The sequence below is a fragment of the Paracoccus stylophorae genome (genome assembly GCF_028553765.1).
Classification (GTDB): domain Bacteria; phylum Pseudomonadota; class Alphaproteobacteria; order Rhodobacterales; family Rhodobacteraceae; genus Paracoccus; species Paracoccus stylophorae.
Genome location: NZ_CP067134.1, coordinates 1,959,725 through 1,984,415 on the forward strand (window position 1 = coordinate 1,959,725; position 24,691 = coordinate 1,984,415).

The 24,691-nt window shown below is 65.3% G+C and carries 24 protein-coding genes and 1 other RNA gene; 15 read left to right on the forward strand and 10 right to left on the reverse strand.

Annotated features, from left to right (window positions below):
* Nucleotides 1-2 precede the first annotated feature (2 nt).
* Nucleotides 3-509 (reverse strand): MarR family winged helix-turn-helix transcriptional regulator, encoded by a 507-nt coding sequence (locus JHW45_RS09565; protein ID WP_272857477.1) that lies wholly within the window; start codon nucleotides 507-509, stop codon nucleotides 3-5.
* Between the two features lie 226 nt (nucleotides 510-735).
* Here JHW45_RS09565 and ectA point away from each other — a divergent pair, with 226 nt between their 5' ends.
* From ectA to JHW45_RS09615, 10 genes are all read left to right on the forward strand, one after another.
* Nucleotides 736-1,299 (forward strand): diaminobutyrate acetyltransferase, encoded by a 564-nt coding sequence (gene ectA, locus JHW45_RS09570; RefSeq protein ID WP_419181791.1) that lies wholly within the window; start codon nucleotides 736-738, stop codon nucleotides 1,297-1,299.
* A 59-nt stretch (nucleotides 1,300-1,358) separates the two neighbouring features.
* A complete protein-coding gene (ectB, locus tag JHW45_RS09575; RefSeq protein ID WP_272857479.1) occupies nucleotides 1,359-2,645 on the forward strand; it encodes a diaminobutyrate--2-oxoglutarate transaminase in 1,287 nt (428 codons plus the stop codon).
* A 5-nt stretch (nucleotides 2,646-2,650) separates the two neighbouring features.
* The gene (locus JHW45_RS09580) at nucleotides 2,651-3,043 is read left to right on the forward strand and encodes an ectoine synthase (RefSeq protein WP_272857480.1); all 393 of its coding nucleotides are present in this window, start codon (nucleotides 2,651-2,653) and stop codon (nucleotides 3,041-3,043) included.
* Between the two features lie 3 nt (nucleotides 3,044-3,046).
* Nucleotides 3,047-4,486: an aspartate kinase gene (locus JHW45_RS09585; protein ID WP_272857481.1), complete on the forward strand. Its 1,440-nt coding sequence runs from the start codon at nucleotides 3,047-3,049 to the stop codon at nucleotides 4,484-4,486.
* 15 nt (nucleotides 4,487-4,501) lie between these two features.
* Nucleotides 4,502-4,855: a transfer-messenger RNA gene (gene ssrA, locus JHW45_RS09590) on the forward strand.
* 139 nt (nucleotides 4,856-4,994) lie between these two features.
* Complete coding sequence (locus JHW45_RS09595) at nucleotides 4,995-5,477, forward strand: SspB family protein (protein ID WP_272857482.1); 483 nt, start codon at nucleotides 4,995-4,997, stop codon at nucleotides 5,475-5,477.
* 128 nt (nucleotides 5,478-5,605) lie between these two features.
* Nucleotides 5,606-7,000, forward strand: coding sequence for a class II fumarate hydratase (fumC, locus tag JHW45_RS09600; RefSeq protein ID WP_272857483.1), 1,395 nt, complete (start codon nucleotides 5,606-5,608; stop codon nucleotides 6,998-7,000).
* Between the two features lie 117 nt (nucleotides 7,001-7,117).
* Complete coding sequence (locus JHW45_RS09605; protein WP_272857484.1) at nucleotides 7,118-7,297, forward strand: DUF4169 family protein; 180 nt, start codon at nucleotides 7,118-7,120, stop codon at nucleotides 7,295-7,297.
* Between the two features lie 10 nt (nucleotides 7,298-7,307).
* Nucleotides 7,308-7,541: a ribbon-helix-helix domain-containing protein gene (locus JHW45_RS09610; protein WP_272857485.1), complete on the forward strand. Its 234-nt coding sequence runs from the start codon at nucleotides 7,308-7,310 to the stop codon at nucleotides 7,539-7,541.
* Between the two features lie 74 nt (nucleotides 7,542-7,615).
* Nucleotides 7,616-8,065 (forward strand): acyl-CoA thioesterase, encoded by a 450-nt coding sequence (locus JHW45_RS09615; RefSeq protein WP_272857486.1) that lies wholly within the window; start codon nucleotides 7,616-7,618, stop codon nucleotides 8,063-8,065.
* A 24-nt stretch (nucleotides 8,066-8,089) separates the two neighbouring features.
* Here JHW45_RS09615 and JHW45_RS09620 read toward each other — a convergent pair whose 3' ends face one another.
* Genes JHW45_RS09620 through JHW45_RS09635 form a run of 4 tightly spaced genes read right to left on the reverse strand, consistent with a single transcriptional unit; the run spans nucleotide 8,090 to nucleotide 11,465 of the window.
* Nucleotides 8,090-9,727, reverse strand: coding sequence for a long-chain fatty acid--CoA ligase (locus JHW45_RS09620; protein ID WP_272857487.1), 1,638 nt, complete (start codon nucleotides 9,725-9,727; stop codon nucleotides 8,090-8,092).
* Between the two features lie 51 nt (nucleotides 9,728-9,778).
* Nucleotides 9,779-10,171: a PaaI family thioesterase gene (locus tag JHW45_RS09625; RefSeq protein WP_272857488.1), complete on the reverse strand. Its 393-nt coding sequence runs from the start codon at nucleotides 10,169-10,171 to the stop codon at nucleotides 9,779-9,781.
* Nucleotides 10,171-10,602: a cupin gene (locus JHW45_RS09630; protein ID WP_272857489.1), complete on the reverse strand. Its 432-nt coding sequence runs from the start codon at nucleotides 10,600-10,602 to the stop codon at nucleotides 10,171-10,173. The genes JHW45_RS09625 and JHW45_RS09630 overlap by 1 nt, the downstream gene beginning before the upstream one ends.
* Complete coding sequence (locus tag JHW45_RS09635) at nucleotides 10,599-11,465, reverse strand: NAD(P)-dependent oxidoreductase (RefSeq protein ID WP_272860589.1); 867 nt, start codon at nucleotides 11,463-11,465, stop codon at nucleotides 10,599-10,601. The genes JHW45_RS09630 and JHW45_RS09635 overlap by 4 nt, the downstream gene beginning before the upstream one ends.
* Nucleotides 11,466-11,647: 182 nt before the next feature.
* Here JHW45_RS09635 and JHW45_RS09640 point away from each other — a divergent pair, with 182 nt between their 5' ends.
* Nucleotides 11,648-14,062 carry a penicillin acylase family protein gene (locus JHW45_RS09640; RefSeq protein ID WP_272857490.1) on the forward strand — a complete coding sequence of 805 codons (2,415 nt, stop codon included), beginning with the start codon at nucleotides 11,648-11,650 and terminating at the stop codon, nucleotides 14,060-14,062.
* A 288-nt stretch (nucleotides 14,063-14,350) separates the two neighbouring features.
* Here the strand turns inward: JHW45_RS09640 and JHW45_RS09645 are convergent, their stop codons facing one another.
* The 4 genes from JHW45_RS09645 to queA form a co-directional block, all read right to left on the reverse strand.
* On the reverse strand, nucleotides 14,351-15,676 hold the full coding sequence (locus JHW45_RS09645; RefSeq protein ID WP_272857491.1) for a hypothetical protein: 1,326 nt from the start codon (nucleotides 15,674-15,676) through the stop codon (nucleotides 14,351-14,353).
* An 81-nt stretch (nucleotides 15,677-15,757) separates the two neighbouring features.
* Nucleotides 15,758-17,149, reverse strand: a complete 1,392-nt coding sequence (lpdA, locus tag JHW45_RS09650; RefSeq protein WP_272857492.1) for a dihydrolipoyl dehydrogenase — start codon at nucleotides 17,147-17,149, stop codon at nucleotides 15,758-15,760.
* Between the two features lie 83 nt (nucleotides 17,150-17,232).
* Complete coding sequence (locus tag JHW45_RS09655; RefSeq protein WP_272857493.1) at nucleotides 17,233-18,495, reverse strand: MFS transporter; 1,263 nt, start codon at nucleotides 18,493-18,495, stop codon at nucleotides 17,233-17,235.
* Between the two features lie 90 nt (nucleotides 18,496-18,585).
* Nucleotides 18,586-19,632, reverse strand: a complete 1,047-nt coding sequence (queA, locus tag JHW45_RS09660) for a tRNA preQ1(34) S-adenosylmethionine ribosyltransferase-isomerase QueA (protein WP_272857494.1) — start codon at nucleotides 19,630-19,632, stop codon at nucleotides 18,586-18,588.
* A 130-nt stretch (nucleotides 19,633-19,762) separates the two neighbouring features.
* Between queA and JHW45_RS09665 the strand changes: the two genes are divergently transcribed.
* The gene (locus JHW45_RS09665) at nucleotides 19,763-20,056 is read left to right on the forward strand and encodes a (2Fe-2S)-binding protein (RefSeq protein ID WP_272857495.1); all 294 of its coding nucleotides are present in this window, start codon (nucleotides 19,763-19,765) and stop codon (nucleotides 20,054-20,056) included.
* The gene (bfr, locus tag JHW45_RS09670; RefSeq protein WP_272857496.1) at nucleotides 20,004-20,489 is read left to right on the forward strand and encodes a bacterioferritin; all 486 of its coding nucleotides are present in this window, start codon (nucleotides 20,004-20,006) and stop codon (nucleotides 20,487-20,489) included. Before JHW45_RS09665 ends, bfr begins: the two co-directional genes overlap by 53 nt.
* A gap of 190 nt (nucleotides 20,490-20,679) precedes the next feature.
* Here bfr and JHW45_RS09675 read toward each other — a convergent pair whose 3' ends face one another.
* Nucleotides 20,680-21,354, reverse strand: coding sequence for an HAD-IA family hydrolase (locus tag JHW45_RS09675; RefSeq protein WP_272857497.1), 675 nt, complete (start codon nucleotides 21,352-21,354; stop codon nucleotides 20,680-20,682).
* A 127-nt stretch (nucleotides 21,355-21,481) separates the two neighbouring features.
* Here JHW45_RS09675 and glmU point away from each other — a divergent pair, with 127 nt between their 5' ends.
* Both glmU and glmS read left to right on the forward strand, forming a co-directional pair.
* Entirely contained in the window at nucleotides 21,482-22,825 is a 1,344-nt protein-coding gene (gene glmU / locus JHW45_RS09680; protein WP_272857498.1) for a bifunctional UDP-N-acetylglucosamine diphosphorylase/glucosamine-1-phosphate N-acetyltransferase GlmU, read from the forward strand.
* Nucleotides 22,825-24,642 (forward strand): glutamine--fructose-6-phosphate transaminase (isomerizing), encoded by a 1,818-nt coding sequence (gene glmS / locus JHW45_RS09685; RefSeq protein WP_272857499.1) that lies wholly within the window; start codon nucleotides 22,825-22,827, stop codon nucleotides 24,640-24,642. Before glmU ends, glmS begins: the two co-directional genes overlap by 1 nt.
* The last annotated feature ends 49 nt before the right edge of the window (nucleotides 24,643-24,691 follow it).

Here is a 24,691-nt window from a genome sequence, read left to right on the forward strand (position 1 = left end):
CGTCAGGTCCGGGGCCGGCCCACCCTGATGTCGCCGGTCGCCAGCACCGGCGCGGCGTCGATCCACTGGGCGTTCAGCATCGCCGCCACCCGTTCCAGAGTGGCGATCATCATCGCCTGTTCCCAGTCGGCCATCGCCGCGAATCCGTCGACGAATTGCTGTTGCAGAGCGTTCGGCGCGGTGGCCAGCGCGGAGGCACCCTCGGCGGTGATGACCACATCGGTCTGCCGCCGGTCGGCCGCCGACCGGTGCCGCGCCGCAAAGCCGCGCTTGACCAGCTGATCGACCAGGGCGGTCACGGTCGCCTGGCTGACCCCCATCTGATAGGCCAGCGCGGTCGGCGTCGCGCCCTCACGCTCTTTCAGGGCCAGCAGTTGCAACACCCGCAGCTTGGCCGGGGTCAGCCCGACCGCCTGCGCCAGGTCGCGCTCGTGCAGTTCGGTCGCGCGCAGGATGCGGCGCAACGCGATCAGCGCGTCATCGATACGGTCGGGATCGGCCTCGGTCATGCGCAAATCATGCCCACAGCGCGGATTCCGATCAATCCACAAAGCGGATTCGGGCAAATAATTTGCTTGACTAAGCGATTTTTCTGCACCTGCAGCATCGAAAGCGCCGAAAACCGGTTTTTTTATAGTTAGTTACCTGATTTGGCCCAAAGATTCGCCTTTTTGTTGAAACTCGGCTTCGGTTTCACTAGTTAGATAGTCGAAGCAAATGAGGATCAGAGATCGCATGCCCAAGGACATGTCTGACATCGAAACCCTGCGTCCCCGGACGCTGACCCTGCGCAAGCCCACCAGCGAGGATGGCTCGGCCATCTGGGAACTGGTGCGCAGCTGCAAGCCGCTTGATGAAAACTCGATGTATTGCAACATCGTGCAGGCCGAACATTTCAGCGACACCTGCGTCGTGGCCGAGATGGATGGCGAGATCGTCGGCTGGATCTCGGGTCACATGATCCCGAACGAGGACGCGCTGTTCGTCTGGCAGGTCGCGGTCAGCCCCAAGGCCCGCGGTCTGGGACTTGGCCGCAAAATGCTGGAGCATCTGATCGGGCGCGACGCCTGCGCCGAGGCCAACCAGCTGAACACCACGATCACCAAGGATAACGAGGCATCCTGGGCGCTGTTCCGCAGCTTTGCCAACCATGTTGGCGGCGAGCTGTCGGACCAGGCGCATTACCGGCGTGACGAGCATTTCGACGGCAGGCATGCGACCGAACACATGGTCACGATCACCCTGCCCGAGGATACCGACGCCGACGCCGCCGACGCGGATTCCGCCGACGCCGCCTGATCCCCAGGATTGCCAATTTTCGGAAATTCAAGAACGCACATGGTGCGAAAGGACTTCTCATGCCCAAGGACATGACTGCCACAACCGACATTTTCACACGACGCGAAAGCGAGGCACGTTCCTATTGCCGCAGCATTCCGGCCGTGTTCACCAAGGCCCAGGGCTCGATCCTGACGGATGAGGACGGACGCGAGTATATCGACTTTCTGGCCGGCTGTTCGTCGCTGAACTATGGCCACAACGATCCCGACATGAAGGCCGCGCTGATCGACCACATCTCCAATGACGGGCTGGCGCATGGGCTGGATCTGCACACCACCACCAAGGCCGCGTTCCTCGAGGCGTTCGACCGCCATATCCTGACGCCGCGCGGCATGGATCATCGCGTGATGTTCATGGGTCCGACCGGCGCGAACGCGGTCGAGGCGGCGATGAAGATCGCCCGCAAGAAGACCGGCCGCACCAATATCGTGGCCTTCACCAACGGCTTTCACGGCGTGACGATGGGCGCGCTGGCGGCCACCGGCAACAGCTATCATCGCGGCGGTGCCGGGATGGACACGCATGGCGTGACGCGCATGCCCTATGACCGCTTTGCCGATGGCGTCGATGGCGCCGATCTGCTGGACCGGATGCTGTCCGATGCCTCGGGCGGGGTCGATGCGCCGGCCGGGATCATGCTGGAAACCATCCAGGGCGAAGGCGGGCTGAACGCAGCCTCGGCCGAGTTCGTGCGCAAGATCGCGAAGGTTGCGCACAAGCACGGCGCGCTGCTGATCGTCGACGACATCCAGGCCGGCTGCGGACGCAGCGGCACCTTCTTCTCGTTCGACGAGATGGGCGTGACGCCGGACATCGTGACGATGGCGAAATCCATTTCCGGGTTCGGGCTGCCGCTGGCGCTGTTGCTGGTGCGTCCGGAACACGACGTGTTCGGCCCCGCCGAACATAACGGCACGTTCCGCGGCAACACCCACGCCTTCGTCACCGGTCGTGTTGCGATCGAGAAATTCTGGTCAGACGATGCCTTCCGGACCGAACTGGCCGACAAGGCCGCGCTGATCGAGCGTCGGCTGACCGAACTGGCCGACATGGTGCCCGGCGCCTATCTGAAGGGGCGTGGACTGATGCGCGGCGTCGATGTCGGATCGGGCGAACTGGCCGGCAAGATCTGCGCCCGCGCCTATGAGAACGGGCTGATCATCGAAACCTCGGGCAGCGAAGGCCAGGTCGTCAAGGTTCTGGCGCCGCTGACCACGCCGGTCGAGACGTTCGAAAAGGGCTTCGACATCCTGATGCAGGCGGCCCGTGATGTGCTGGAAGCCACCAACATCGCTGCGGAGTAAAAGACATGATCGTTCGTGATTTCAACAAACTGAAGGACACCGACCGTTCGGTGTCGGATGCCGGCTGGAACTCGGTCCGGATGCTGCTGGCCGAAGACGGGATGGGATTTTCCTTCCACATCACCACGCTGCGGGCGGGTTCGGAACACACGTTCCACTACAAGCATCATTTCGAAAGCGTCTACTGCATGTCCGGGCGCGGCTCGATCACCGATCTGGCGACCGGTCAGACGCACGAGATCAAGCCGGGCGTGATGTATGCGCTGAACGACCACGACAAGCATACCCTGCGCGCCGAGGAAGAACTGGTCATGGCCTGTTGCTTCAACCCGCCCGTGACCGGCAACGAGGTTCACCGCGAGGACGGTTCCTACGCCCCCGCACAGGGAACGGCATAAGACATGGCAGACACCCAGAAACATCATACGGTCGAAAAGATCGGCGGCACGTCGATGTCGCGGGTGAACGAGTTGCGCGACACGCTGTTCATCGGCGGCAGGCAGGATGCGGGCCTGTATAACCGCATCTTCGTCGTCTCCGCATTCGGCGGCATCACCAATCTTCTGCTGGAACACAAGAAATCCGGCGAGGCCGGCGTCTATGCGGCCTTTGCCAATTCCGACGGCGATCACGGCTGGCACAAGGCGCTGGACCGCGTGGAACGCGAGATGATCCGCGCCCATGTCGCGGTGCTGGACCATCCCGGCGACATCGAGCGCGCCGACGCCTTCGTGCGCGACCGCCTTCTGGGCGCGCGCAACTGTCTGATCGACCTTCAGCGCCTGTGTTCCTATGGCCATTTCCGCCTGTCCGAACACATGCTGCAGATCCGCGAATTGCTGTCGGGGCTGGGCGAGGCGCATGCCGCCTTCGCCACCTCGCTGATGTTGCAGCGCGCCGGGGTCAACGCCCGCTTCGTCGATCTGTCGGGCTGGCGCGACGAGGGCGACGTGACGCTGGACCAGCGCATCGAAGGCGCGCTGAAAGACATCGACCCCGCGTCCGAAATGCCCATCGTCACAGGATTCGCGCAATGCGCCGAGGGGCTGATGCGCGAATTCGATCGCGGCTATTCCGAGGTGACGTTCTCGCGGCTGGCGGCGCTGACCGGCGCGCGCGAGGCGATCATCCACAAGGAATTTCACCTCAGCTCGGCCGATCCGAACCTTGTCGGTCACGACGCGGTGCGCAAGCTGGGCCGGACGAACTACGACGTGGCCGATCAGCTGTCGAATCTGGGGATGGAGGCGATCCACCCCAAGGCCGCCAAGACCCTGCGCCAGTCGGGCGTTCCGCTGCGCGTGACCAACGCGTTCGAGCCTGACGATCCCGGCACGCTGATCGACGATCAGCCGGCCGAGACGCCGGCGGTCGAGATCGTCACCGGCCTCGATCTGTTCGCGCTGGAGGTGTTCGAACAGGACATGGTGGGCGTCAAGGGTTACGACGCGACCATCATCGACATCCTGACCCGCCACAATGTGCGGATCGTGTCGAAAGTGTCGAACGCCAACACGATCACCCATTACGTGGACAGCAGCCTCAAGGTGCTGCGCCGGGTCGAGAAGGATATCCAGCAGAAATATCCGGCGGCCCTGATCACGTCGCGCTCGATCTCGATGGTGGCGGCGGTGGGCCGCGATCTGGACACGCTTGCCGTGCTGAGCCGGGGCCTGAACGCGCTGGCCGATGCCGGGCTTGAGGCGATCGGCGCCACCCAGGGTCCCCGCCCCGTCGATGTGCAGTTCATCGTCGAGCGCGAGATCATGAACCCCGCGATCAAGACGCTGCATCGCGCCCTGGTCGAAACCGACGCGCAAGCGGTGAAAGCGGCGGCCTGAAAAACGTCATTCCCATCGCTTGCGAAGGCGCCCCGACGTCTCTATATTGGTCGTGTCCGGCGCAAGTCGGACTATGGACATAAACGCGCTCGTAATAAGCGGATCGGACCCGGGGGCGGTACCCGGCGGCTCCACCAGATACCCTCGTTGGGGGACCATGGGGCCGAAACAGGATCGACGAACGTCTAAAGGAGTTTGCTTTGTCCCGGTGAGCCACCACCGTTATCGGTGCAAAATGTACAGTTGCCAACGACAACCGTGCTCCGGTCGCTCTGGCTGCGTAAGCAGCTCGGGTAACCGAAACCTAACTCCTTGCGCCTAGCAGCGTAAGGCGGGGCCCGCAGGAGCCTTGCAACAGAATCCTGCACCTTTTCCCCTTTTTTTCCATTCTGCATGCCGTTCACGCGCCGCCGAAGGTTCCTGAAATTTCGGCGCGCCCGCATCGGCCCGCCCCTTTTCATCGCCTCTCATTTCCCTATGCTTGAGGCCAAGAGACAGAGGTGGCTTCATGGCGCGATCAGAGATCGATTACGGCGGAATGATGCATCGCGCGATGCAGGGACTGATCGCGGACGTGCTTGAAAGCGTCGCGCGCGAGGGGCTGCCGGGCGATCATCATTTCTTCATCACCTTCGACACCCGCGACGACGGCGTCGAGATGGCCGACTGGCTGCGAGAGCGTTATCCGGAAGAGATGACGATCGTGATCCAGAACTGGTTCGACGATCTCAGGATCGACGAGGACGGCTTCAACATCACCCTCAATTTCGGCAACTCGCCCGAACCGATGCGTATCCCCTTCGACGCGCTGCGCACCTTTGTCGATCCGTCGGTCGAATTCGGCCTGCGCTTCGAGACCCAGGACGGTGAGGACGACGAGGACGAGGACGGCGAATTCCAGATCGAGGAAGGGGACGGCGGCGACGACAGCCCCGACGATTCGCCGCCGGGCGGCGGTGAGGTCGTGCAGCTTGACCGCTGGCGGAAATAGCCGATCCGCGCGGTTCCTCCGTTACCCGATCTGACTGCGGCAGGTCAAAATCGGCATGCCATGGCATACGAATTGCCAAGCGGCGCGCCCCCCGCTAAAACCGCCGAAACCGCGAGGGAGCCTTTCTCATGACCAAGACCCGCACCGAGACCGACAGCTTCGGCGAGCTGGAGGTTGATGCCAGCAAATACTGGGGCGCGCAGACGCAGCGTTCGATCATGAATTTCCCCATCGGGTGGGAACGCCAGCCGGTCGCGATCATCCGCGCGCTTGGCGCGATCAAGCTTGCCGCGGCGCGGATCAACATGGCCGAAGGCCGGCTGGACGAACGGATCGGGCGGGCGATGGAACAGGCCGCGACCGAGGTGTTCGAGGGCAGGTTCGACGACAACTTTCCGCTTGTGGTCTGGCAGACCGGATCGGGCACGCAGTCGAACATGAACGCCAACGAGGTCATCAGCAACCGCGCCATCGAGATCCTGGGCGGTCAGATGGGCAGCAAGGACCCGGTTCACCCCAACGACCACGTGAATATGGGCCAGTCCAGCAACGATACTTTCCCGACCGCGATGCATGTGGGCATCGGCATGATGGCGCGCGACGTGCTGATTCCCGGTCTGGAAAAGCTGCACAAGGCGCTGGCGGACAAGGCGGACGAGTTTCGCGACATCATCAAGATCGGGCGCACCCATACGCAGGACGCCACGCCCCTGACGCTGGGTCAGGAATTCGGCGGCTATGCCCATCAGGTGAAGATGGGGATCGAGCGGGTACGCCTGTGCCTGCCTCATATCTACGAGCTGGCGCAGGGCGGCACCGCGGTCGGCACCGGGCTGAACACGAAAAAGGGCTGGGACACGGCCATCGCCGCCGAGATCGCCAGGATCACCGACCTGCCCTTCGTCACCGCCCCCAACAAGTTCGAGGCGCTGGCCGCCCACGATGCGATGGTGTTCTTTTCCGGCGCGCTGAAGACCGTGGCCGCCTCGCTGTTCAAGATCGCCAACGACATCCGGTTTCTGGGGTCCGGCCCGCGTTCCGGTCTGGGCGAATTGATCCTGCCCGAAAACGAGCCGGGATCGTCGATCATGCCGGGCAAGGTCAACCCGACCCAGGCCGAGGCGCTGACGATGGCCTGCGCGCATGTGATGGGCAACGACGCGGCGGTGACGTTCGCGGGCAGCCAGGGGCATTTCGAACTGAACGTCTTCAACCCGATGATGTCCTATAACGTCATGCAGTCGATGCAGCTTCTGGGCGACGCGGCCAGCAGCTTTACCGACAACATGGTGTCGGGCATCGAGGCCAATACCGACCGCATCGAAAAGCTGATGAAGGAATCGCTGATGCTGGTGACGGCGCTGGCGCCGACCATCGGTTACGACAACGCCACCAAGGTCGCCAAGACCGCCCACAAGAACGGCACGACGCTGCGCGAAGAGGCCATCGCCCTGGGCTTTGTCGATGGCGAGACGTTCGACCGGATCGTGCGCCCCGAGGACATGATCGGCCCGCGCGACTGATCGGGCCGACCTTGCGCGGCGCGGCAGCGGGTGAAAAACCTGTCGCGCCGCGCTATACTGGTCGCGCCATTCGGGGCGCATGGCTGGCCCGTGCGCGCCGGCCAACAGGGGTAAGCCATGTCCGGCACGATCAATCTGCGGCAGGTCCGCAAGCAGCGTCAACGCGCCAAAAAGCGGGCGCAGGCCGACGCGAACGCCGCAAAGTTCGGCGAGTCCAAGCCGATCCGCGCCGCGCGCGCGGCCGAATCGGCCCGCGCCGCGCGCGATCACGACGCCCACAAGCGCGATGACGACTGACCTGCCGCCGATGACCCCGCCGATCAAGCGATCCGTCACCATCGACGGGCATCGCACCTCGGTCTCGCTGGAGGATGCGTTCTGGGCGGCCCTGGGCCAGGCGGCGAAATCCCGGTCTGTCACGCGCGCGGTGCTGATCGGGCGCATCGACCACGCCCGCCCGCCCGAGGTCGGACTGGCCACCGCAATCCGGCTGTTCGTCCTGGCCGACATCCAGAAGACCGCAGGCCCCGCCAGCGGGTGACAGCCCGGACCCGGCCACTTTCCCCTGCCCCCGCGCCGGCCTAGGCTGGTGTCCGGATTGACAGTGAGGGACCGATGGGCGACCGCGAACCACCCCGCAGCCGCGCGGGTTATGCGGTGTTCCAGCCGATGCAGACGCGCTGGAACGACAACGATCAATACGGGCATCTGTATAACGCCACCTATGTCGAGCTGTTCGATGAGGCGATGAACATGAGCCTGCTGGATCTGGGCTTTCTGGATCATCGTGCGGGCGGGCCGATCCAGGTCGTGGTCGAGAATGGCTGCACCTATTTCCGCGAGGTCGCCTATCCCGACCGGCTGGAGATCGGTCTGCGGATCGCGCATGTCGGCCGCAGCTCGATCCGGGTCGAGTTGGGGATGTTCCGCGCGGGTGAGGAAACCGAGGCCGCGCGCGCCCATTTCACCCTTGTGACGGTGGACAACGCGACCCGCCGCCCCCTGCCCACGCCGCAGGCGCAGCGCGAGGCGTTGCAGGGTCTGCGCCGGCCGACCGACGGCTGATCCGGCCGCGCGGACCCTGCCGGGTCAATCCGGCGTCACCTCGGGCGGCACATGATCGCCGAACCGCTCGCGCAGGGTCAGCTTGCTGATCTTGCCGGTCGCGGTCAGCGGCATGTCCTCCACGAAGACCAGATCGTCGGGAAACTGCCACGAGGCCAGATGCGGGGCCAGCAGGTCGCGGATCTCGTCCAGTGTGGGCCGGTCGGCGTCATCCTCGGGCTTGACGACCAGCAGCGGGCGTTCGCCCCATTTCGGATGCGGCATCGCGATCACCGCGCATTGCGCGATCTTGGGATGCGCGATGGCCAGGTTCTCGACGTCGATGGAACTGATCCATTCGCCGCCGGACTTGATCAGATCCTTCGCCCGGTCGCGCAGCGTCAGATACCCGTCGGCGCTGATCGAGGCGATGTCGCCGGTGCCGAACCAGCCGTCCTCGTCGATCACCTTGCGGCTGGCTGTCTCGTTGTCGAAATACCCGCTGGCGACGGTGTTGCCGCGCACGAACAGCTCGCCCATCGCGTCGCCGTCATGGGGCAGCCGGCGGCCGTCCTCGTCCACGATCTTCAGATCGACGCCAAAGACGCGCCGCCCCTGCGTGGCCTTCAGCGCCATGCGCCGGTCGAACGGCAGGTCGCGCTTGTCTACCGGCAGCGAGCCGTGGCTGCCAAGCGGCGAGGTCTCGGTCATGCCCCAGGCGTGGTTCACGTCGATGCCCAGCTTTTCGAAACCTTCGGTCAGGCTGCGCGGCATCGCGCTGCCGCCGACGACGATATGGCGCAGCGCGGCGGGTTTGGCCCCGCGCTTGCGGATCTCGGCGAAAAGCCCCTGCCAGATGGTCGGCACGCCCCAGGCGCTTTCCACCCCCTCATCCTCGCAAAGCTGCCACAGGCTGGCACCGTCCAGGTTCGGCCCCGGCATGATCAGCGACGCGCCGATCAGCGGACCGGCGAATGGCAGACCCCAGGCGTTGACGTGAAACAGCGGAACGACGGGCAGGATGCGCGGCTGCGGCCCCAGATCCGGCGACAGCGAGGCCGCGATGCTGAGCGCGTGCAGCACGTTCGAGCGGTGGCTGTACAGCGTCCCCTTGGGATCGCCCGTCGTCCCCGAGGTATAGCACAGACCTGATGCGGTGGTTTCGGGAAATTCGGGCCAGTCGCGGTCGGTGGGGCGGCCCGCCAGAAGATCCTCGTAACACAGCGCATCGAGACTGTTGTCCGGCATGTGGTCGCGGTCGGTCATCAGCACATAGTGCATCTTCGGCAGATGATCCTTCAGCTTCTCGACCGCCGGCAGGAAGGTGAGGTCCAGAAACAGCACCTTGTCACCGGCATGGTGGGCGATGAAGATCAGCTGTTCGGCCGACAGGCGCGGATTGATCGTGTGGCAGATCGCGCCGATATTCGGGACGCCGTAATACAGTTCCAGATGGCGATAGCCGTTCCAGGCCAGCGTCGCCACCCGGTCGCCTGCGCCGATCCCCATCTCCTCCAGCGCGAATGACAGCTGCACCGCCCGCGCCCGCGTCCGGGCATAGCCCTGTCGGTGGATGTCGCCCTCGACCCGGCGCGACACCACCTCGGCGGCCGGAAAACTGTCGGCTGCGTAATCCAGAAGGCCGCTTTGCAGCAGCGGGCGATGCATCATCAGTCCGTCCATCGAACTCTCCCATTCGTTCGCGGACCAGAGTGCGGTCTTGTCAGCCGCCGATCAAGCGTCGCGTGCGGTGTTGGCGTGGCTGGAGGTCAGGTCCAGCAGCACGGTTCCGTCCTCGTCCGTGACCGTGGTGCGGACCGTCGCCACGCGCGGGCCGCGCCGCAGCCAGACCGCGCGCGCCGTCAGCGTGCCCTGCTGCCGGTTGGTCAGCATCTGCGCGGTCAGCGATTCCGCGACGGGAAAGCTGTCCATGCTTTCCTCGACCTGTTCGCCGCCCAGCACCAGACTGGTCGCCACCACATCGGCAAACCAGATCAGCGCGCCGGCATGGACGGTGCCCAACGGGCTGAGGATGCCGGGGCCGATCTGCATCTCGCCCTCGGCCTCGGTGTCGCTGAGCGAGACGATATCGAATTCTATCTGGCCGATCAGTGTCCTGTTGGACATCAGGATGCTCCTTTCCGGAACTTTTGCTGCCAGTCCGTTTCGGGTGCCGCGCCCGTCACCGGATCGCGATCCCATATGGCCAGCGGACAAGGCTGGCCCTCGCCCGTCTGCATGTCGGGGGTCGCGCCGCCGGGATAGGCCCCGACGACGCCGAAATCGGCCGACGATTGCAACCGCTTGTGCGCCAGCCCCGCCGGGATCACCAGCACGTCACCGGCCTCGATCCGGATGGTCCGCCCGCCCTCACCGCCAAGCTGTAGCACTGCCCAGCCCGCGAAACATCCAAGAACCTCGTGGGTTGTCATATGATAGTGATGCCAGTCGAAGACGCCGCCGCTCCATGCGCCCGTCCATCCGTTCGCGGCAAAGCGGTCCGTGAACCATGCCGGACCCGGATCGGGACAGACCGCGCGGTGCAGGACCGGATTCACCGGGTCAGCCGCGCAATCAGCGACGAGGTATCCCACCGGTTCCCGCCCATCGCCTGCACGTCCTTGTAGAACTGATCGACCAGGGCCGTGACCGGCAGCGGCGCGCCGATCTCATCGGCGGCGGCAAGACAGATCGCCAGATCCTTGCGCATCCAGTCCACCGCGAAACCGTGATCGAACTGGCCCGCCGCCATGGTCTTGTGGCGGTTGACCATCTGCCAGCTTCCGGCCGCGCCCTGACTGATCACCTCGACCACCTTTTCCACGTCCAGCCCGGCCTTCTGCGCGAAGGCCAGCGATTCCGACAGCCCCTGAACCAGCCCCGCGATGGCGATCTGGTTGCACATCTTGGTCATCTGGCCCGCGCCCACATCGCCCATGCGACGGCAGATCTTGGCATAGGCGTCGATCACCGGGGCGGCGAGGTCGAAATCCGCCTGCGCGCCGCCGCACATCACCGAAAGCTGGCCATTCTCGGCCCCCGCCTGCCCGCCCGAAATCGGCGCATCGACATAACCGATGCCCGCCCCGCCCGCTTCATCGGCCAGCTCGCGCGTCACGGCCGCCGACACCGTGGTGTGATCGACAAAGACCGCGCCTTCGGCCATGCCGGCGAATGCGCCGTCCTGACCCAGGCAGACCGACCGCAGATCGTCGTCATTGCCCACGCAGGCCATGACGAAATCGGCCCCGGCGACCGCCTGCCGCGGCGTGTCGGCCCGCGCGCCGCCATGATCGGCCACCCAGGCATCGGCCCGCGATGCGGTGCGGTTATAGACGGTGACATCGTGACCCTTGGCCTTCAGATGCCCGGCCATCGGATAACCCATCACCCCCAGACCCAGAAACGCCAGTTTCGCCATCATCTTGCCTCCAGTGTTGCCGCGTCCCGACAGTTGCGGCGGTTATGCCCTGCCGCGCCGCGCGCGCGTTGAAAAGCAACCGCGGCTGTCTTATGCAGCACCCCACCACCCGGGCGCGTGATGGTCAAGATGCATGCGCCCCCTTCAAGGCGCGCAGCCCGGCCCATGGACCAACTTCCGTCATGCTGACCCTTTTCCGCTGGCTGCTTCGGCTGACCGTCGCGCTGATCGTGCTGCTTGTGCTGGCGGCGGTGCTGGCGTGGTATTTCGCCGTCCGCTCGTTGCCCGATTACGGCGCGAAGTTCGAAATGCAGGGCCTGTCCGCCCCGGTCGAGATCGTGCGCTCCACCGAAAACGTCCCCCACATCTTCGGGCAAAGCGATGCCGACATGTTCTTCGCGCTTGGCGTCGCGCATGCGCAGGACCGGCTGTTCCAGATGACCATGCTGCGCCGCGCCGCGCAGGGCCGGCTGTCCGAGATCGCGGGCCCGCGCAGCTTTGCCGGCGATGCGCTGGCGCGGCGGCTGGAATTGTATCGCAACGCCTCGGCCTCGCTTGAGGCGCAGGACGCCGACACGCGCGCGGCGCTGGAGGCCTATGCCGCCGGGGTGAACCAGTGGATCGCCGAGGTGAACCGGAACGCGCGCGGACGTGGCGCGCCCGAGTTCTTCCTGTTCCCCGACCAGATTGCCTATTGGCAGCCGGCCGATTCGCTGGCGATCCTGAAACTGCTGGCCGCCGCCTCCAGCCATGCCGCCGCGGACGAGATCCTGCGCGCCCGCCTGTCGCTGGCCTGGCCGGATCACGGTCCCGAATTGCTGGACGGGGTCGGCGGACCCGCCCTGCCCGCCTATGCCTCGCTGTTTGAGGGCGTGCGTATGGGCGCGCCCGAATCCCACGCCGATCCGGCACCGACGCGCGATCCCATCGGGTTTCTGGCGCCGGGGGCGGGGCTGGGCGCGAACGCCTTTGCCGCGGCGCCCGACCGGACGGCGGCGGGCGGCGCGCTGCTGGCCAACGATCCGCATGTGCCGCTGACCGCGCCCTCGCTTTACTATCTGGCGCGCCTGCAACTGTCGTCGGGCGGCGTGATCGGCGCGACGATCCCCGGCATCCCGGCGATCCTGTCGGGCCGCAATCCGCGGCTTGCCTGGGGGATGACGCCCGCGCCGGTGGACGACGCCGATCTGGCGATCGAGGAAATCCAGCCCGGCAATTCGGGCCGCTATCGCGGTCGTGCCGGCTGGACCGACTTCCAGACCCGGTCCGAGGTGATCCGGGTTCTGGACGGCAACGCGCAATCGATCACCCTGCGCCGGACCGAAAACGGGCCGCTGGTGCCCGGTCTGGACCCGGCGCTGCGCGATGTGACCCCGCCCGGCCATGTCGCGGCGCTGCAATGGACGGGGCTGTCGCGCAGCGACACCACCATGTCGGCGCTGATCGGGGTGATGCGCGCGCCCGACACGCAAAGCGCGGCATCGGCGCTGTCGCGCGTGGTCGCGCCGGCGATGACGGTCACGCTGGCCGATGACGACGGCGTGCGCCAGCTGGTCGCGGGCACCGTGCCGCAGCGCGACGAGGCGCATCCGACCCGCGGCGCCATGCCCGCCGCCGGCTGGCTTGAGACCGCGGGCTGGGCCGACAGCGCCGGCGACATCCGCGACGCCGATGCCCGGGACGGCATCCTGATCGCGACCGAGGAACGCGGCCGGCTGGCGATGCGCGATCTGCGGCTGGAACGGCTGTTGCAGGATCGCGAGGTGCATTCGCGCGACAGCTTCATTGCCGCGCAGCTGGACACGGTCAGCCCGGCGGCGCGCGCGCTGCTGCCGCTGGTGGGTGCCGATCTGTGGTTCACGGGCGAGCCCGCCCCGGCCGGCACACCGCAGCGTCAGCGGCAGGATGCCCTTGATCTTCTTGCGGAATGGGACGGCGAGATGAGCGAGCATCTGCCCGAACCGCTGATCTACGCGGCGTGGATGCGGGCGTTGCAGGACCGGCTGATCCGGGACGAGCTAGGGCCGCTGGCCGATGACGTGCGGAGATTGCATCCGGGCTTCATCGACGCGGTGTTCCGCAACCGGCGCGGGGCGGCGCGGTGGTGCGACATCGTGCAAAGCGCGCCGGTCGAGGATTGCACGACCATCGCGCGACAGGCGCTGGACCGGGCGATCCTGGACCTTGGCGAACGCTTTGGCCCCAATGTCACAAGCTGGAGATGGGGCGACGCGCATCAGGCGCGCCACCTGCATCCGGGGTTGGGCGATCTGCCGGCGCTGGGCTGGATCGTGAACCTGGTCCAATCAGTGTCGGGCGGCGATTTTACCATTGCCCTCAGCGGGTTGCTGGGCGGCGGCGCGCAACCGTTCGAGGCCGCGACCGGGGCGGGATATCGCGGCGTCTATGATCTGGCGGACCCGGACAGCTCGGTCTTCATTACCTCGACCGGGCAATCGGGGCATCCGTTGTCACGCCATTACGACGATCTGGCGGGGCTGTGGCGGCGGGGCGAGTATATCGGCATGTCGCTGGACCCCGACCTCGCCCGCGCCGCGGCACTGGGCGTCACGCGGCTGTTGCCGGAGGGAGAGTGAGGCCCGCGCAACAGCGGCGCGCGTTGCGCGGCGCAACAGCGGCGGGGCCGGGCGGGCTGCGGCCAGCGTTTGCTGGGTTTCGGGCGGCACAGCGCGTGCACCGGGGCGGCACGGGATGTGCACAGGGCGTGCACAGGGTGCGGGCGGTGTGTTGCGGGGAAGAAGTGTCTATACGCGGAAGCGCATGCACTAAAAGGATCAAATTCTACTCGGCTTCCGGTCGGCGCTGGACCGTAAGAGGGAGGAGAAGGGATAACCGTATCAAACCTTAGTCACCTGCGATTGAAGTTACGTAAATGGCTTCGCCGCAGCGTCTGGCGCAAACCGAAATTCCAAATGATCATCGTCTTCATCGACACCAGCGCGGATAATTCTTGCACCACTGATCGTCAGGCCAGCATCTAGCAGCCCCGCAATAGACGGTCGATCCTCCCGGTCGCCTATGAAGTGGCGAAACTGCTTTTCGGTTATGCAGCCCGATAGAAAGTCCTGAAATGCTCGAGCTGAAATTCTATAGGTTGTTTCGCGACTATCAGTTGTCATAACTGAACCCAAATATTGTCCACGAGCGTTAGGAGAAAAAGCCCCTTGTCGAAATAGCGACCTAGCTTGCGGCCCCGAATAACGGGGTGACGGTAGCTGCGCCTTAAGTTCGATTAATCCCTCTTCTAGCTGCTTCCATACATGCGTGCTGAAAGGAACTACGGTCCAGGCTGCACTCTTATTCCTCCCGATGTGAAGGGGCTTCTGTCCAGGAGAGAAGACTACAACTGCGTCGACTCGATCAACTCTGTCTTTCAGGAATCTAGAAATGATTGCGCTCGCAGTAGCATTCGCCTCCGTGTCCGGGCCCCAGTTCCGTTTACCGATCTCAGCGAGAGTCCGCGACCCCACGTCAGCCAGAAAGATAATGCGTTTAGTGCCAGAAGGCGCTCTTTCTACCTGAGAGGCTTTCTTCTTTAGCAGGTTGTAAATGGAATTATTCGTTTCAGAGTATGTTCGCGGTGGACGAGAAGTCCAGAAGTTGTGAAATCTTATTTGCTTAAAGGGCTTCATCTCAATTACAACAGAAAGCCCGGCATCATCAATCACTAGCGGGATCTTGTGCGCATCATGTGATTTCAGCCACCGTCTAATCTCGATTTTTGCACTAGCTGATAGCTTGTAATTTTTTGGAGCGGCAATACCTCGAATGCTGCGCCCGCGCACCGACGATCGCGTTTCGGAAAACGAAAAGTATAAGAAATCTCCGCTGCCCTTCAATATTTTATTGGCAAAATCTATAACCTCTCTAACACATCCGTCCATAACGTCTTCACCAGAAATAGACTGATCGTTGGTTGCGGCAATTTCAACTACTGTGGGTGTATCTTTTATAAAGCCTTCAACGTAAATATCAGGTCTTTTCCCATCAACCCACCAATGAGGTTCGACCTCAAGACAGTCTAGGTCGCGCATCGCCCATATAAGAGCGAGTTCCATTTCTGCGGGCAAAGCCTGTTCGACGCGTTTGTTATTGAGACGACCAACAAGGTCAGCTCTTTTTGAAGCATCAAGCAGATGCTCTATGTCATCTAGCATAGTCTGCATCCGCCTTCGGCTGAACATTGCCATGGCAATTCTTACGCCTTACCTTCGAAGACAAAAAACCGGCCACTTCCGAGGCCGGTTTCCTCTCTCGCCAGTCACCTCACCTCAAAAATGGATCGCCCGCCCATAGGCGTCCAGCACCGATTCGTGCATCATTTCGGACAGGGTCGGGTGCGGGAAGACGGTTTCCATCAGTTCGGCCTCGGTCGTCTCAAGCGTGCGGCCGACGATGTAGCCCTGGATCAGTTCGGTCACCTCGGCGCCGATCATGTGGGCGCCCAGAAGCTCGCCGGTTTTGGCGTCGAAGACGGTCTTGATCATGCCCTCGGGTTCGCCAAGCGCGATGGCCTTGCCGTTGCCGATGAAGGGAAACTTGCCGACCTTGATCTGATAGCCCTGTTCCTTGGCCTTCGCCTCGGTCAGGCCGACGCTGGCGATCTGGGGCTGGCAATAGGTGCAGCCGGCGATGGAGGAGGGTTTGACCGGGTGCGGGTCGCCGCCATGGATCAGTTCGGCCACCATCACGCCTTCATGGCTGGCCTTGTGCGCCAGCCACGGCGCGCCGGCGACATCGCCGATGGCATACAGCCCCTCGACCCCGGTGCGGCAATATTCGTCGGTGACGATATGGCTGCGATCGACCTTGACGCCCATCTCTTCCAGGCCCAGCCCCTCGACATTGCCGACGATGCCCACGGCCGAGATGACGGTGTCGAATTCCATCTTCTCGGTCTTGCCGCCGGTTTCGACATGGGCGGTGACCTTGTCCTTGGCGCGGTCCAGCTTCTTGACCGTCGCCTTTTCCATGATCTTCATGCCCTGTTTCTGGAACGCCTTTTTCGCCATGCCGCTGATCTCGGCATCCTCGACCGGCAGGACGCGGTCCATCACCTCGACCACGGTGGTATCGGCGCCCAAGGTGTTGAAGAAGCTGGCAAATTCGATGCCAATTGCGCCCGATCCGATGACCAGCAGCTTTTTGGGCATATGCGGGGGTTTCAGCGCGTGCTTGTAGTTCCAGACCAGCTTGCCGTCGGGTTCCAGCCCCGGCAGTTCGCGGGCGCGCGCGCCGGTGGCGATGACGATGTTCTTGGCCGTCACCTCTTCGGTGCCCTTGTCGGTCTTGACGCTGACCTTGCCCTTGCCGGTCAGTTTCGCCTCGCCCATGATGGTGGTCACCTTGTTCTTCTTGAACAGATGGCCGATGCCGCCGGACAGCTGCTTGGCCACCCCGCGCGAACGGCCCACGACCTTGTCCAAATCATAGCCGATGCCGTCGGCGGACAGGCCGAAATCCTTGGCGCGTTCCATCAGGTGGAAAACCTCGGCGCTGCGCAGAAGGGCCTTGGTCGGGATGCAGCCCCAGTTCAGGCAGATGCCGCCCAGATGTTCGCGTTCGATGCAGGCGACCTTCATGCCAAGCTGCGCGCCCCGGATCGCGGCCACATAGCCGCCGGGGCCCGCGCCGATCACCACCAAGTCGAAATTCTGGGCCATTGCGTCCCTCGCCCCCGTTTGCTGAAACTAGTTCAGCGTTAAACGATTTGGCACGGGTCAGCAAGCGCGCGCGGGCGCGGCGATCAGGCGGCGGGCTGCGGATCGCCGTCGCCGCCCGAGGACTGGGCGTCGTCCAGGGCCGCCTCGACCGCAAGCGAGGTGGCACTGGGGGTGACGACGGCATAGTTGCCCTGATCGGCAGCCGGCATCGCGGCGCGCCGTGTCATGCGCCAGCCGGCATAGGCGCTGAGCATGGCCAGCAGCACGCCCATATAGATCCAGAACCCGTTCGGTCCGACCAGGCTCATCAGCCAGCCGGTGATCAGCGGCCCGCCCATCGAGCCCAGCCCGTTGATGAACAGAAGCCCGGCCGAGGCGGCGGCCATGTCCGCCTGGTCCAGATGGTCGTTGGTATAGGCCAGCAGCAGCCCGTAGACCGGGTTGGCGACGCCGCCGACCAGCGCGCCGGCCAGGGTCAGCCACAGGATGCCGGGCTGGGCCACGACCGTCGCCACGATCACCACCGTGCCCATGACCGACAGCGCCAGCACCAGCTTGCGCCGGTCCATGCGGTCCGACAGCCAGCCCAGCGGGAATTGCAGCATCAGCCCGCCGATATAGATCGCCGCCACGAAAACCGAGATGTCGCGCACCGTCATGTTCATCGCCGCCCCCCAGACCGAGGACATGCCGAACAGCGCCGAGAATACGCCGCCCATCAGGAAGATGCCGATGCATCCCAAAGGCGAAGCGCGATAGAGGCGCGAGAACGACATCCGCTTGATCGTGGCGAAGGCGGGGGCGGGCTGGGCCGACAGCAGGATCGGCGTGAAGGACAGCGACACCAGCACCGAGGGGATGACGAACAGCAGAAACCCCGCCGGATCGCCGGTGTTCAGCAGCAGTTGCGCCACGATGATCCCCAGCATCTGCACGATCATATAGGCCGCCAGCGCCTGGCCGCGCGTCTCGTTCGTGGCGCTGGCGTTCAACCAGCTTTCGGCGGTGATATAGACGCCGCAGAACGAGAAGCCGATCACGAACCGCATGATCGCCCAGAAGATCCAGTCCGGCGCGACCGCATACAGCACCAGCACCGCCGAGATCAGCGAGCCGAGCGCGGCGAAGACGCGGACATGGCCGACGCTTTGGATCATCCGCGGCACGACCAGGCTGCCCAGCAGGAAGCCGCCGAAATAGGCGGCCATGACGACCGACATCTGCGAGGTCGGAATCCCCTCGATCCCGCCGCGGATGCCCAGCAGCGTCCCCTGCATCCCGTTGCCGACCATCAGCAACAAGATCCCCATCAGCAGCGGCCATGTGCTGCGCATCACCGACGCCATTCCGGCACCTCGTCTCGTCTTGATTGTCCGCTCAGTCCGTCACCCAGCCCCTAGTCCCGATGGCGCCGGGATGCCAGCCGGATTCCGACCCTAAACCAGCAGAAGCGACGCATCGCCATAGCTGAAGAACCGATACTGCCCGGCGACCGCATGGGCATAGATTTCCTTGATCCTTTCGCGTCCCATCAGCGCCGAGACCAGCATCAGCAGGGTCGATTTCGGCAGGTGGAAATTCGTCATCAGCCCGTCGGTCACCCGGAAGTGATGGCCGGGATAGATGAAGATGTCGGTCGTGCCCTGGAAGGCGCGCATCGTGCCGTCCGCGGCGGCCGCCGATTCGATCAGCCGGAGCGCCGTGGTGCCGACGGGGATGATGCGCCGTCCGGCGGCGCGGGCGGCGTTGATGCGGGCGGCGGCGTCATCGGTCACCTCGCCCCATTCGGCGTGCATCCGGTGGCTGGTGACGTCATCGACCTTGACCGGCAGGAACGTGCCCGCGCCCACATGCAGCGTGACATGCACGAATTCGACCCCGCGCGCCGCCAGCGCGTCCAGCAGCGGGGCATCGAAATGCAGGCTGGCGGTGGGGGCGGCGACCGCGCCGCGATGGCGCGCCCACACCGTCTGGTAATCGTCGCGGTCCTGCGCGTCGGGGGCGCGCAGGCTGGCGATATAGGGCGGCAGCGGCATCGCGCCGACCCGGTTCAGCGCCGCATCGAACGCCTCGCCCATCGCGTCGAAGCGCAGGCGCAGGCCGGTGGTGCCGATCTCGGCCACCTCGGCCGACAGCGCGTCGCCGAAGCGGATCACCTCGCCCACCCGCAGCTTGCGCAGCGGTCGGGCCAGAGCCTGCCAGCCATCGGCGGCGGGTTCCAGCAGCGTCACCTCGATCCGGGCCGCCGCATCGCCCTGCGGGGTCGCGCGCGTGCGCGTGCCGGTCAGCCGCGCCGGGATCACCCGCGTGTCGTTCAGGACCAGCAGATCGCCCGGACGCAGGATCTGGGGCAGATCGCTGACCCGGCGATCCGCGATCGTGCCGGCATCGGCCACCAGCAGCCGGGCCGAGCTGCGCGGCCGGGCGGGGCGCGTGGCGATCAGATGTTCGGGCAGGTCGAAATCGAAATCGGACAGTTTCATGGTCGTGGCTTCTGCGCCGGCCCGGCGCACAAATCAAGCGCGGCTGACCCAAGCGTGAGGACGGGCCGAAAGCTTTTTCTTTACATGCCTGACAGTTTTGCTAGGTTTCGCGGCAACAGGGAGTCGCTTCATGATCGTCTGTCACTGCACGCAGATTTCGGACCACGAGATCCGGGCCGCCATCGACTGGATGCGGGCCTCGGACGCGCACACGATCATCACCCCCGGCAAGATATATCGCGCCCTTGGCAAACGCGCCGATTGCGGCGGCTGCATGCGCCTGTTTCTGGACACGATGCGCGGTTGCGATAGTGTGGGCGTCGCCCCGCCGATCCTGCGGGTGACATCGGACAAGACGAAAGGCGATGCGAATGAAGGGCGACGCGAAGGTCATCGAGTATCTGAACGCGGCACTGCGGTCTGAACTGACGGCGGTCAGCCAATACTGGCTGCATTACCGTTTGCAGGAGGATTGGGGTTACGGTCACGTCGCCGACAAGTCGCGCGCCGAATCCATCGAGGAAATGCACCACGCCGACCGGCTGATCCAGCGAATCATCTTTCTGGAGGGGCATCCGAACCTGCAAAAGCTGGACCCGCTGCGCATTGGCCAGAACCTCAAGGAAACGCTGGAGGCGGATCTGGCCGGCGAACACGACGCGCGCAACCTGTATATCGAGGCGCGCGATCACTGCGACAAGGTCGGCGACTATGTCAGCAAGAACCTGTTCGAGGAACTGATCGCGGACGAGGAAGGTCATATCGACTTCCTCGAAACCCAGCTTGAACTGCATGACACCATCGGCGGCGAAAGATACGGCCTGCTGAACGCAAAGCCCGCCAGCGACGCGGACTGAGCGCCGCGATCGCGCCCGCCCCGTCCCGACTGGCAGATCGGGCGGGGCGGAACGCGCCGCCTGGTCTGCGCACGGATGCCTCAACCCGCGCGCAGCGGAATGGTTAACCGCGATTCGTTAACGAAGGCTTAACGCGCGCGGGTCGGCGCGGGATTTTCTGGCGCTGACGTTCCGGCTTGTGTCGCCTGTCTCAGCCCAGCCAGCGCCGTGCCAGATCGGGCAATTCCTCGAAACCTCCGATCAGCGCGTCGGGCGCGAGGCGCGAAATCGCCTCGCCCTCGGGACCGAAGGACACCAGCGCCACGCGCACCCCTGCGGCCGACGCCGTGCGCCGGTCGGTTTCGGTATCGCCCAGCAGGAAGGATCGCGCGACCGTGCCGCCCGCCCCTTCGACCGCGGCGCGATAGGGTCGCGGGTCGGGCTTGCGCACCGGCAGCGTGTCGGCGCCGACCACCGCGCCGAAAAACCCGTCGATATCCAGTTCGCGCAGCAGGATCCGGGCCAGCGATTCGGGCTTGTTGGTGCAGATGGCCAGCCGGAACCCGTCATCCGACAATGCGCTCAGCGCTGCCCGCGCCCCCGGATACAGCCGCGTGTGCACGGCGATGTTGTCCCCGTAATGATCCAGCAGGGTCGCGTAATCCGCATCCTCGGCGTCGGGCGGCAGCAGCGTGTCGCCGTCCATCCGCGCATAGCCCGCGCGCAGCATGGCGCGCCCGCCGTGAAACGCGATCAGCGCATCCGCCACCGGGTCCAGCAACGCGCCAAGCCCGCGCGCCTGGAAACAGGCATTGGCCGCCGCGACCAGATCGCCCGAGGTGTCGGCCAGCGTGCCGTCCAGATCGAAAACCACCGTGCCCGTCATGCCTTGCCCCCTGTTCCGCGCCCGCGAAACGATCCGACACCAAAGGTGAACGCAACAACCCTTTTCGTCGCGCCCAGCCCCGACTAGAACGCCTGACAACAAGAGGAAACAGGCTTTGGGGGCAGAGATGGCGGAAATGGCGGTCGCGGTGGTGATCCTGGCGGCGGGACAGGGCAGCCGGATGCAGTCCGACCTGCCCAAGGTGCTGCATCGTCTGGCGGGGGTGCCGCTGGTCGGGCACGCGCTGCGCACCGCCGGGCAGTTGCAGCCGGAACTGACCATCGTGGTGGCCGGTCACGGCGCCGAGGCGGTCGGACGCGCCGTCACAAGGCTGGAGCCCGAGGCGCGGATCGTGTTGCAGAGCGAACAGCTTGGCACCGGCCACGCCGTGCGCCAGACCCTGACCGAGCTTGAGGGGTTCGAGGGCAAGGTGATCGTGCTGTATGGCGACACTCCCTTCATCGGCACCGACACGCTGGCGGCGCTGGCCGATCATCCCGCCGATCTTGTCGTGCTGGGATTCGAGGCCGCCGATCCGGGCCGTTACGGGCGGCTGGTCGTCACCGAACGCGGGCTGGAACGAATCGTGGAATACAAGGACGCGGACGAGGCGACGCGGCGGATCGGGCTGTGCAATTCGGGGGTGATGGCGCTGGATGCGGGGTTGCTGCGGCAACTGGTCGTGCGGCTGGGCAGCGACAACGCCTCGGGCGAGTATTACCTGACCGATCTGGTCGCGCTGGCCCGGGCCGAGGGGCGGCGCGCCGAGGTGGTGATCTGCGACGAGCGCGAGACCCTGGGCATCAACACCCGCACCGAACTGGCCGCGGCCGAGGCCGCGTTCCAGACCCGCGCCCGCCGCGATGCGATGGAAAACGGCGTCACGCTGTGCGATCCGGCGACGGTCTGGTTCGCGCTGGACACCTGGATCGGACGCGACGCGGTGATCGGCCAGAACGTCGTGTTCGGCCCCGGCGTGACCGTCGAATCGGGAGCCGAGATCCTGCCGTTCTGCCATCTCGAGGGCTGCCATGTCTCCTCCGGGGCGACGGTCGGGCCGTTCGCGCGGCTGCGCCCCGGCGCCGAGTTGGGCGGCGATGTCCATGTCGGCAATTTCGTCGAGATCAAGAACAGCGTTCTGAACCAGGGCGTCAAGGTCGGGCACCTGACCTATCTGGGCGATGCCAGCATCGGCGAGCACAGCAATATCGGCGCGGGCACCGTCACCTGCAACTATGACGGCGTCGGCAAGCACCGGACCGATATCGGCGCCCGCGCCTTCATCGGCAGCGACACGATGCTGGTCGCGCCGGTGCGGGTGGGCAACGACGCGCTGACCGGATCGGGATCGGTCATCACCCGGGACGTGCCCGATGGCGCGCTGGCCGTGGGACGGGCGAGACAGGAAAACAGGCCGGGACTGGCGGTGCGGATGATGGCCGCGCTGCGCGCAGAAAAGGACAGAAAATAATGTGCGGAATCATTGGCATCCTTGGCAATCATGAAGTGTCGCCGCAACTGGTCGACGCGCTGCGCCGGCTGGAATATCGCGGCTATGACAGCGCCGGGGTGGCGACGGTGGACGATTCCGGACGGCTGGACCGGCGGCGCGCGGTGGGCAAGCTGGTCAACCTGTCCGACCGGCTGGTCCAGGACCCGCTGCGCGGCCATGCGGGCATCGGGCATACGCGGTGGGCCACGCACGGCGCCGCGACCGAGGCCAACGCCCATCCCCATCGCCACGGCCCGGTCGCCGTCGTCCATAACGGCATCATCGAGAATTTCCGCGACCTGCGCGACGAGCTGATCGCCGCCGGGTTGCAGCCGCAATCGCAGACCGACACCGAGACCGTGGCGCTGCTGGCGGGGCGGTTCATGGCCGACGGGATGAACCCGGTCGAGGCGGCGCGCGCCACGCTGGCGCGGCTGCGCGGCGCCTTTGCGCTGGCCTTCCTGTTCGAGGGCGAGACCGATCTGATGGTCGTCGCGCGCAAGGGCAGCCCGCTGGCGATCGGTCATGGCGAGGGCGAGATGTTCGTGGGATCGGACGCCGTCGCCCTGTCGCCCTTTACCGACCGGATCACCTATCTCGAGGATGGCGATCACGCGGTGCTGACCCGCGCCGGCGTCCGCATCCACGACGCGGACGGCCAGCAGGTCGCGCGGACGCAGGCGCGCATCGACATCGGCGCGACGGCCATCGATAAGGGCGGCTATCGCCACTTCATGGCCAAGGAGATTGCCGAACAGCCGGCGGTGATCGGCGACGTGCTGAACCATTACATCAAGGACGACCGGATCGTCCTGCCCGAGGGTCTCGATTTCAGCGGCGTGGACCGGATCGCGCTGGTCGGCTGCGGCACCGCGCATCTGGCCGGCCACGTGGCCAAATACTGGTTCGAGCAGCTGGCCCATCTGCCCTGCGACATCGACGTGGCGTCGGAATTCCGCTATCGCGAGCCGCCCTTGTCGCCGTCAAGCTGGTTCGTCGCCATCAGCCAGTCGGGCGAGACCGCCGACACGCTGGCCGCGCTGCATTACGCGGGCCAGCATGTCGCGCAGACGGTCGGGCTGGTGAATGTGGGCACCTCGGCGATTGCGCGCGACAGCGACATCGCCCTGCCCACGCTGGCCGGGATCGAGGTCAGCGTGGCCTCGTCCAAGGCGTTCACCTGCCAGTTGACGGTGCTGGCGATCCTGGCGCTGAAGGCCGCGCATGATCGCGGCCGGCTGGACGATGCAGCGCTGGCCGCGCATCTGGCCGATCTGCGCCGGATTCCGGGCCTGCTGCAACAGGCGCTGGATCTGTCCGAGGACTGCCGCAGCCTGGCCGAATGGCTGAGCCAGGCGCGCGACGTTCTGTATCTGGGGCGCGGCGCGCTGTTTCCGGTGGCGCTGGAAGGCGCGCTGAAACTGAAGGAACTCAGCTATATCCACGCCGAAGGTTATGCATCGGGCGAACTGAAACACGGGCCGATCGCGCTGATCGACCGCGACGTGCCGGTGATCGTGCTGGCCCCGCATGACGCGCTGTTCGAAAAGACCATCTCGAACATGCAGGAGGTGATGGCCCGGCACGGTCCGATCCTGCTGGTGTCGGATGCGGCCGGCATCGCCGCCGGCGGCGAGGGGGTCGAGGCTGCGCTGCGCCTGCCCGAAGGCGGCGGTCTGTTCCAGCCGATCCTGTATGCGGTGCCGATGCAGTATCTGGCCTATCACACGGCGGTCGCCAAGGGCACCGACGTGGACCAGCCGCGCAACCTGGCGAAATCGGTGACGGTCGAATAAGCCGGTCCGCTGCGGCCGGTCGCGGCGGACCGTGTCGCGGCGGGTCGCG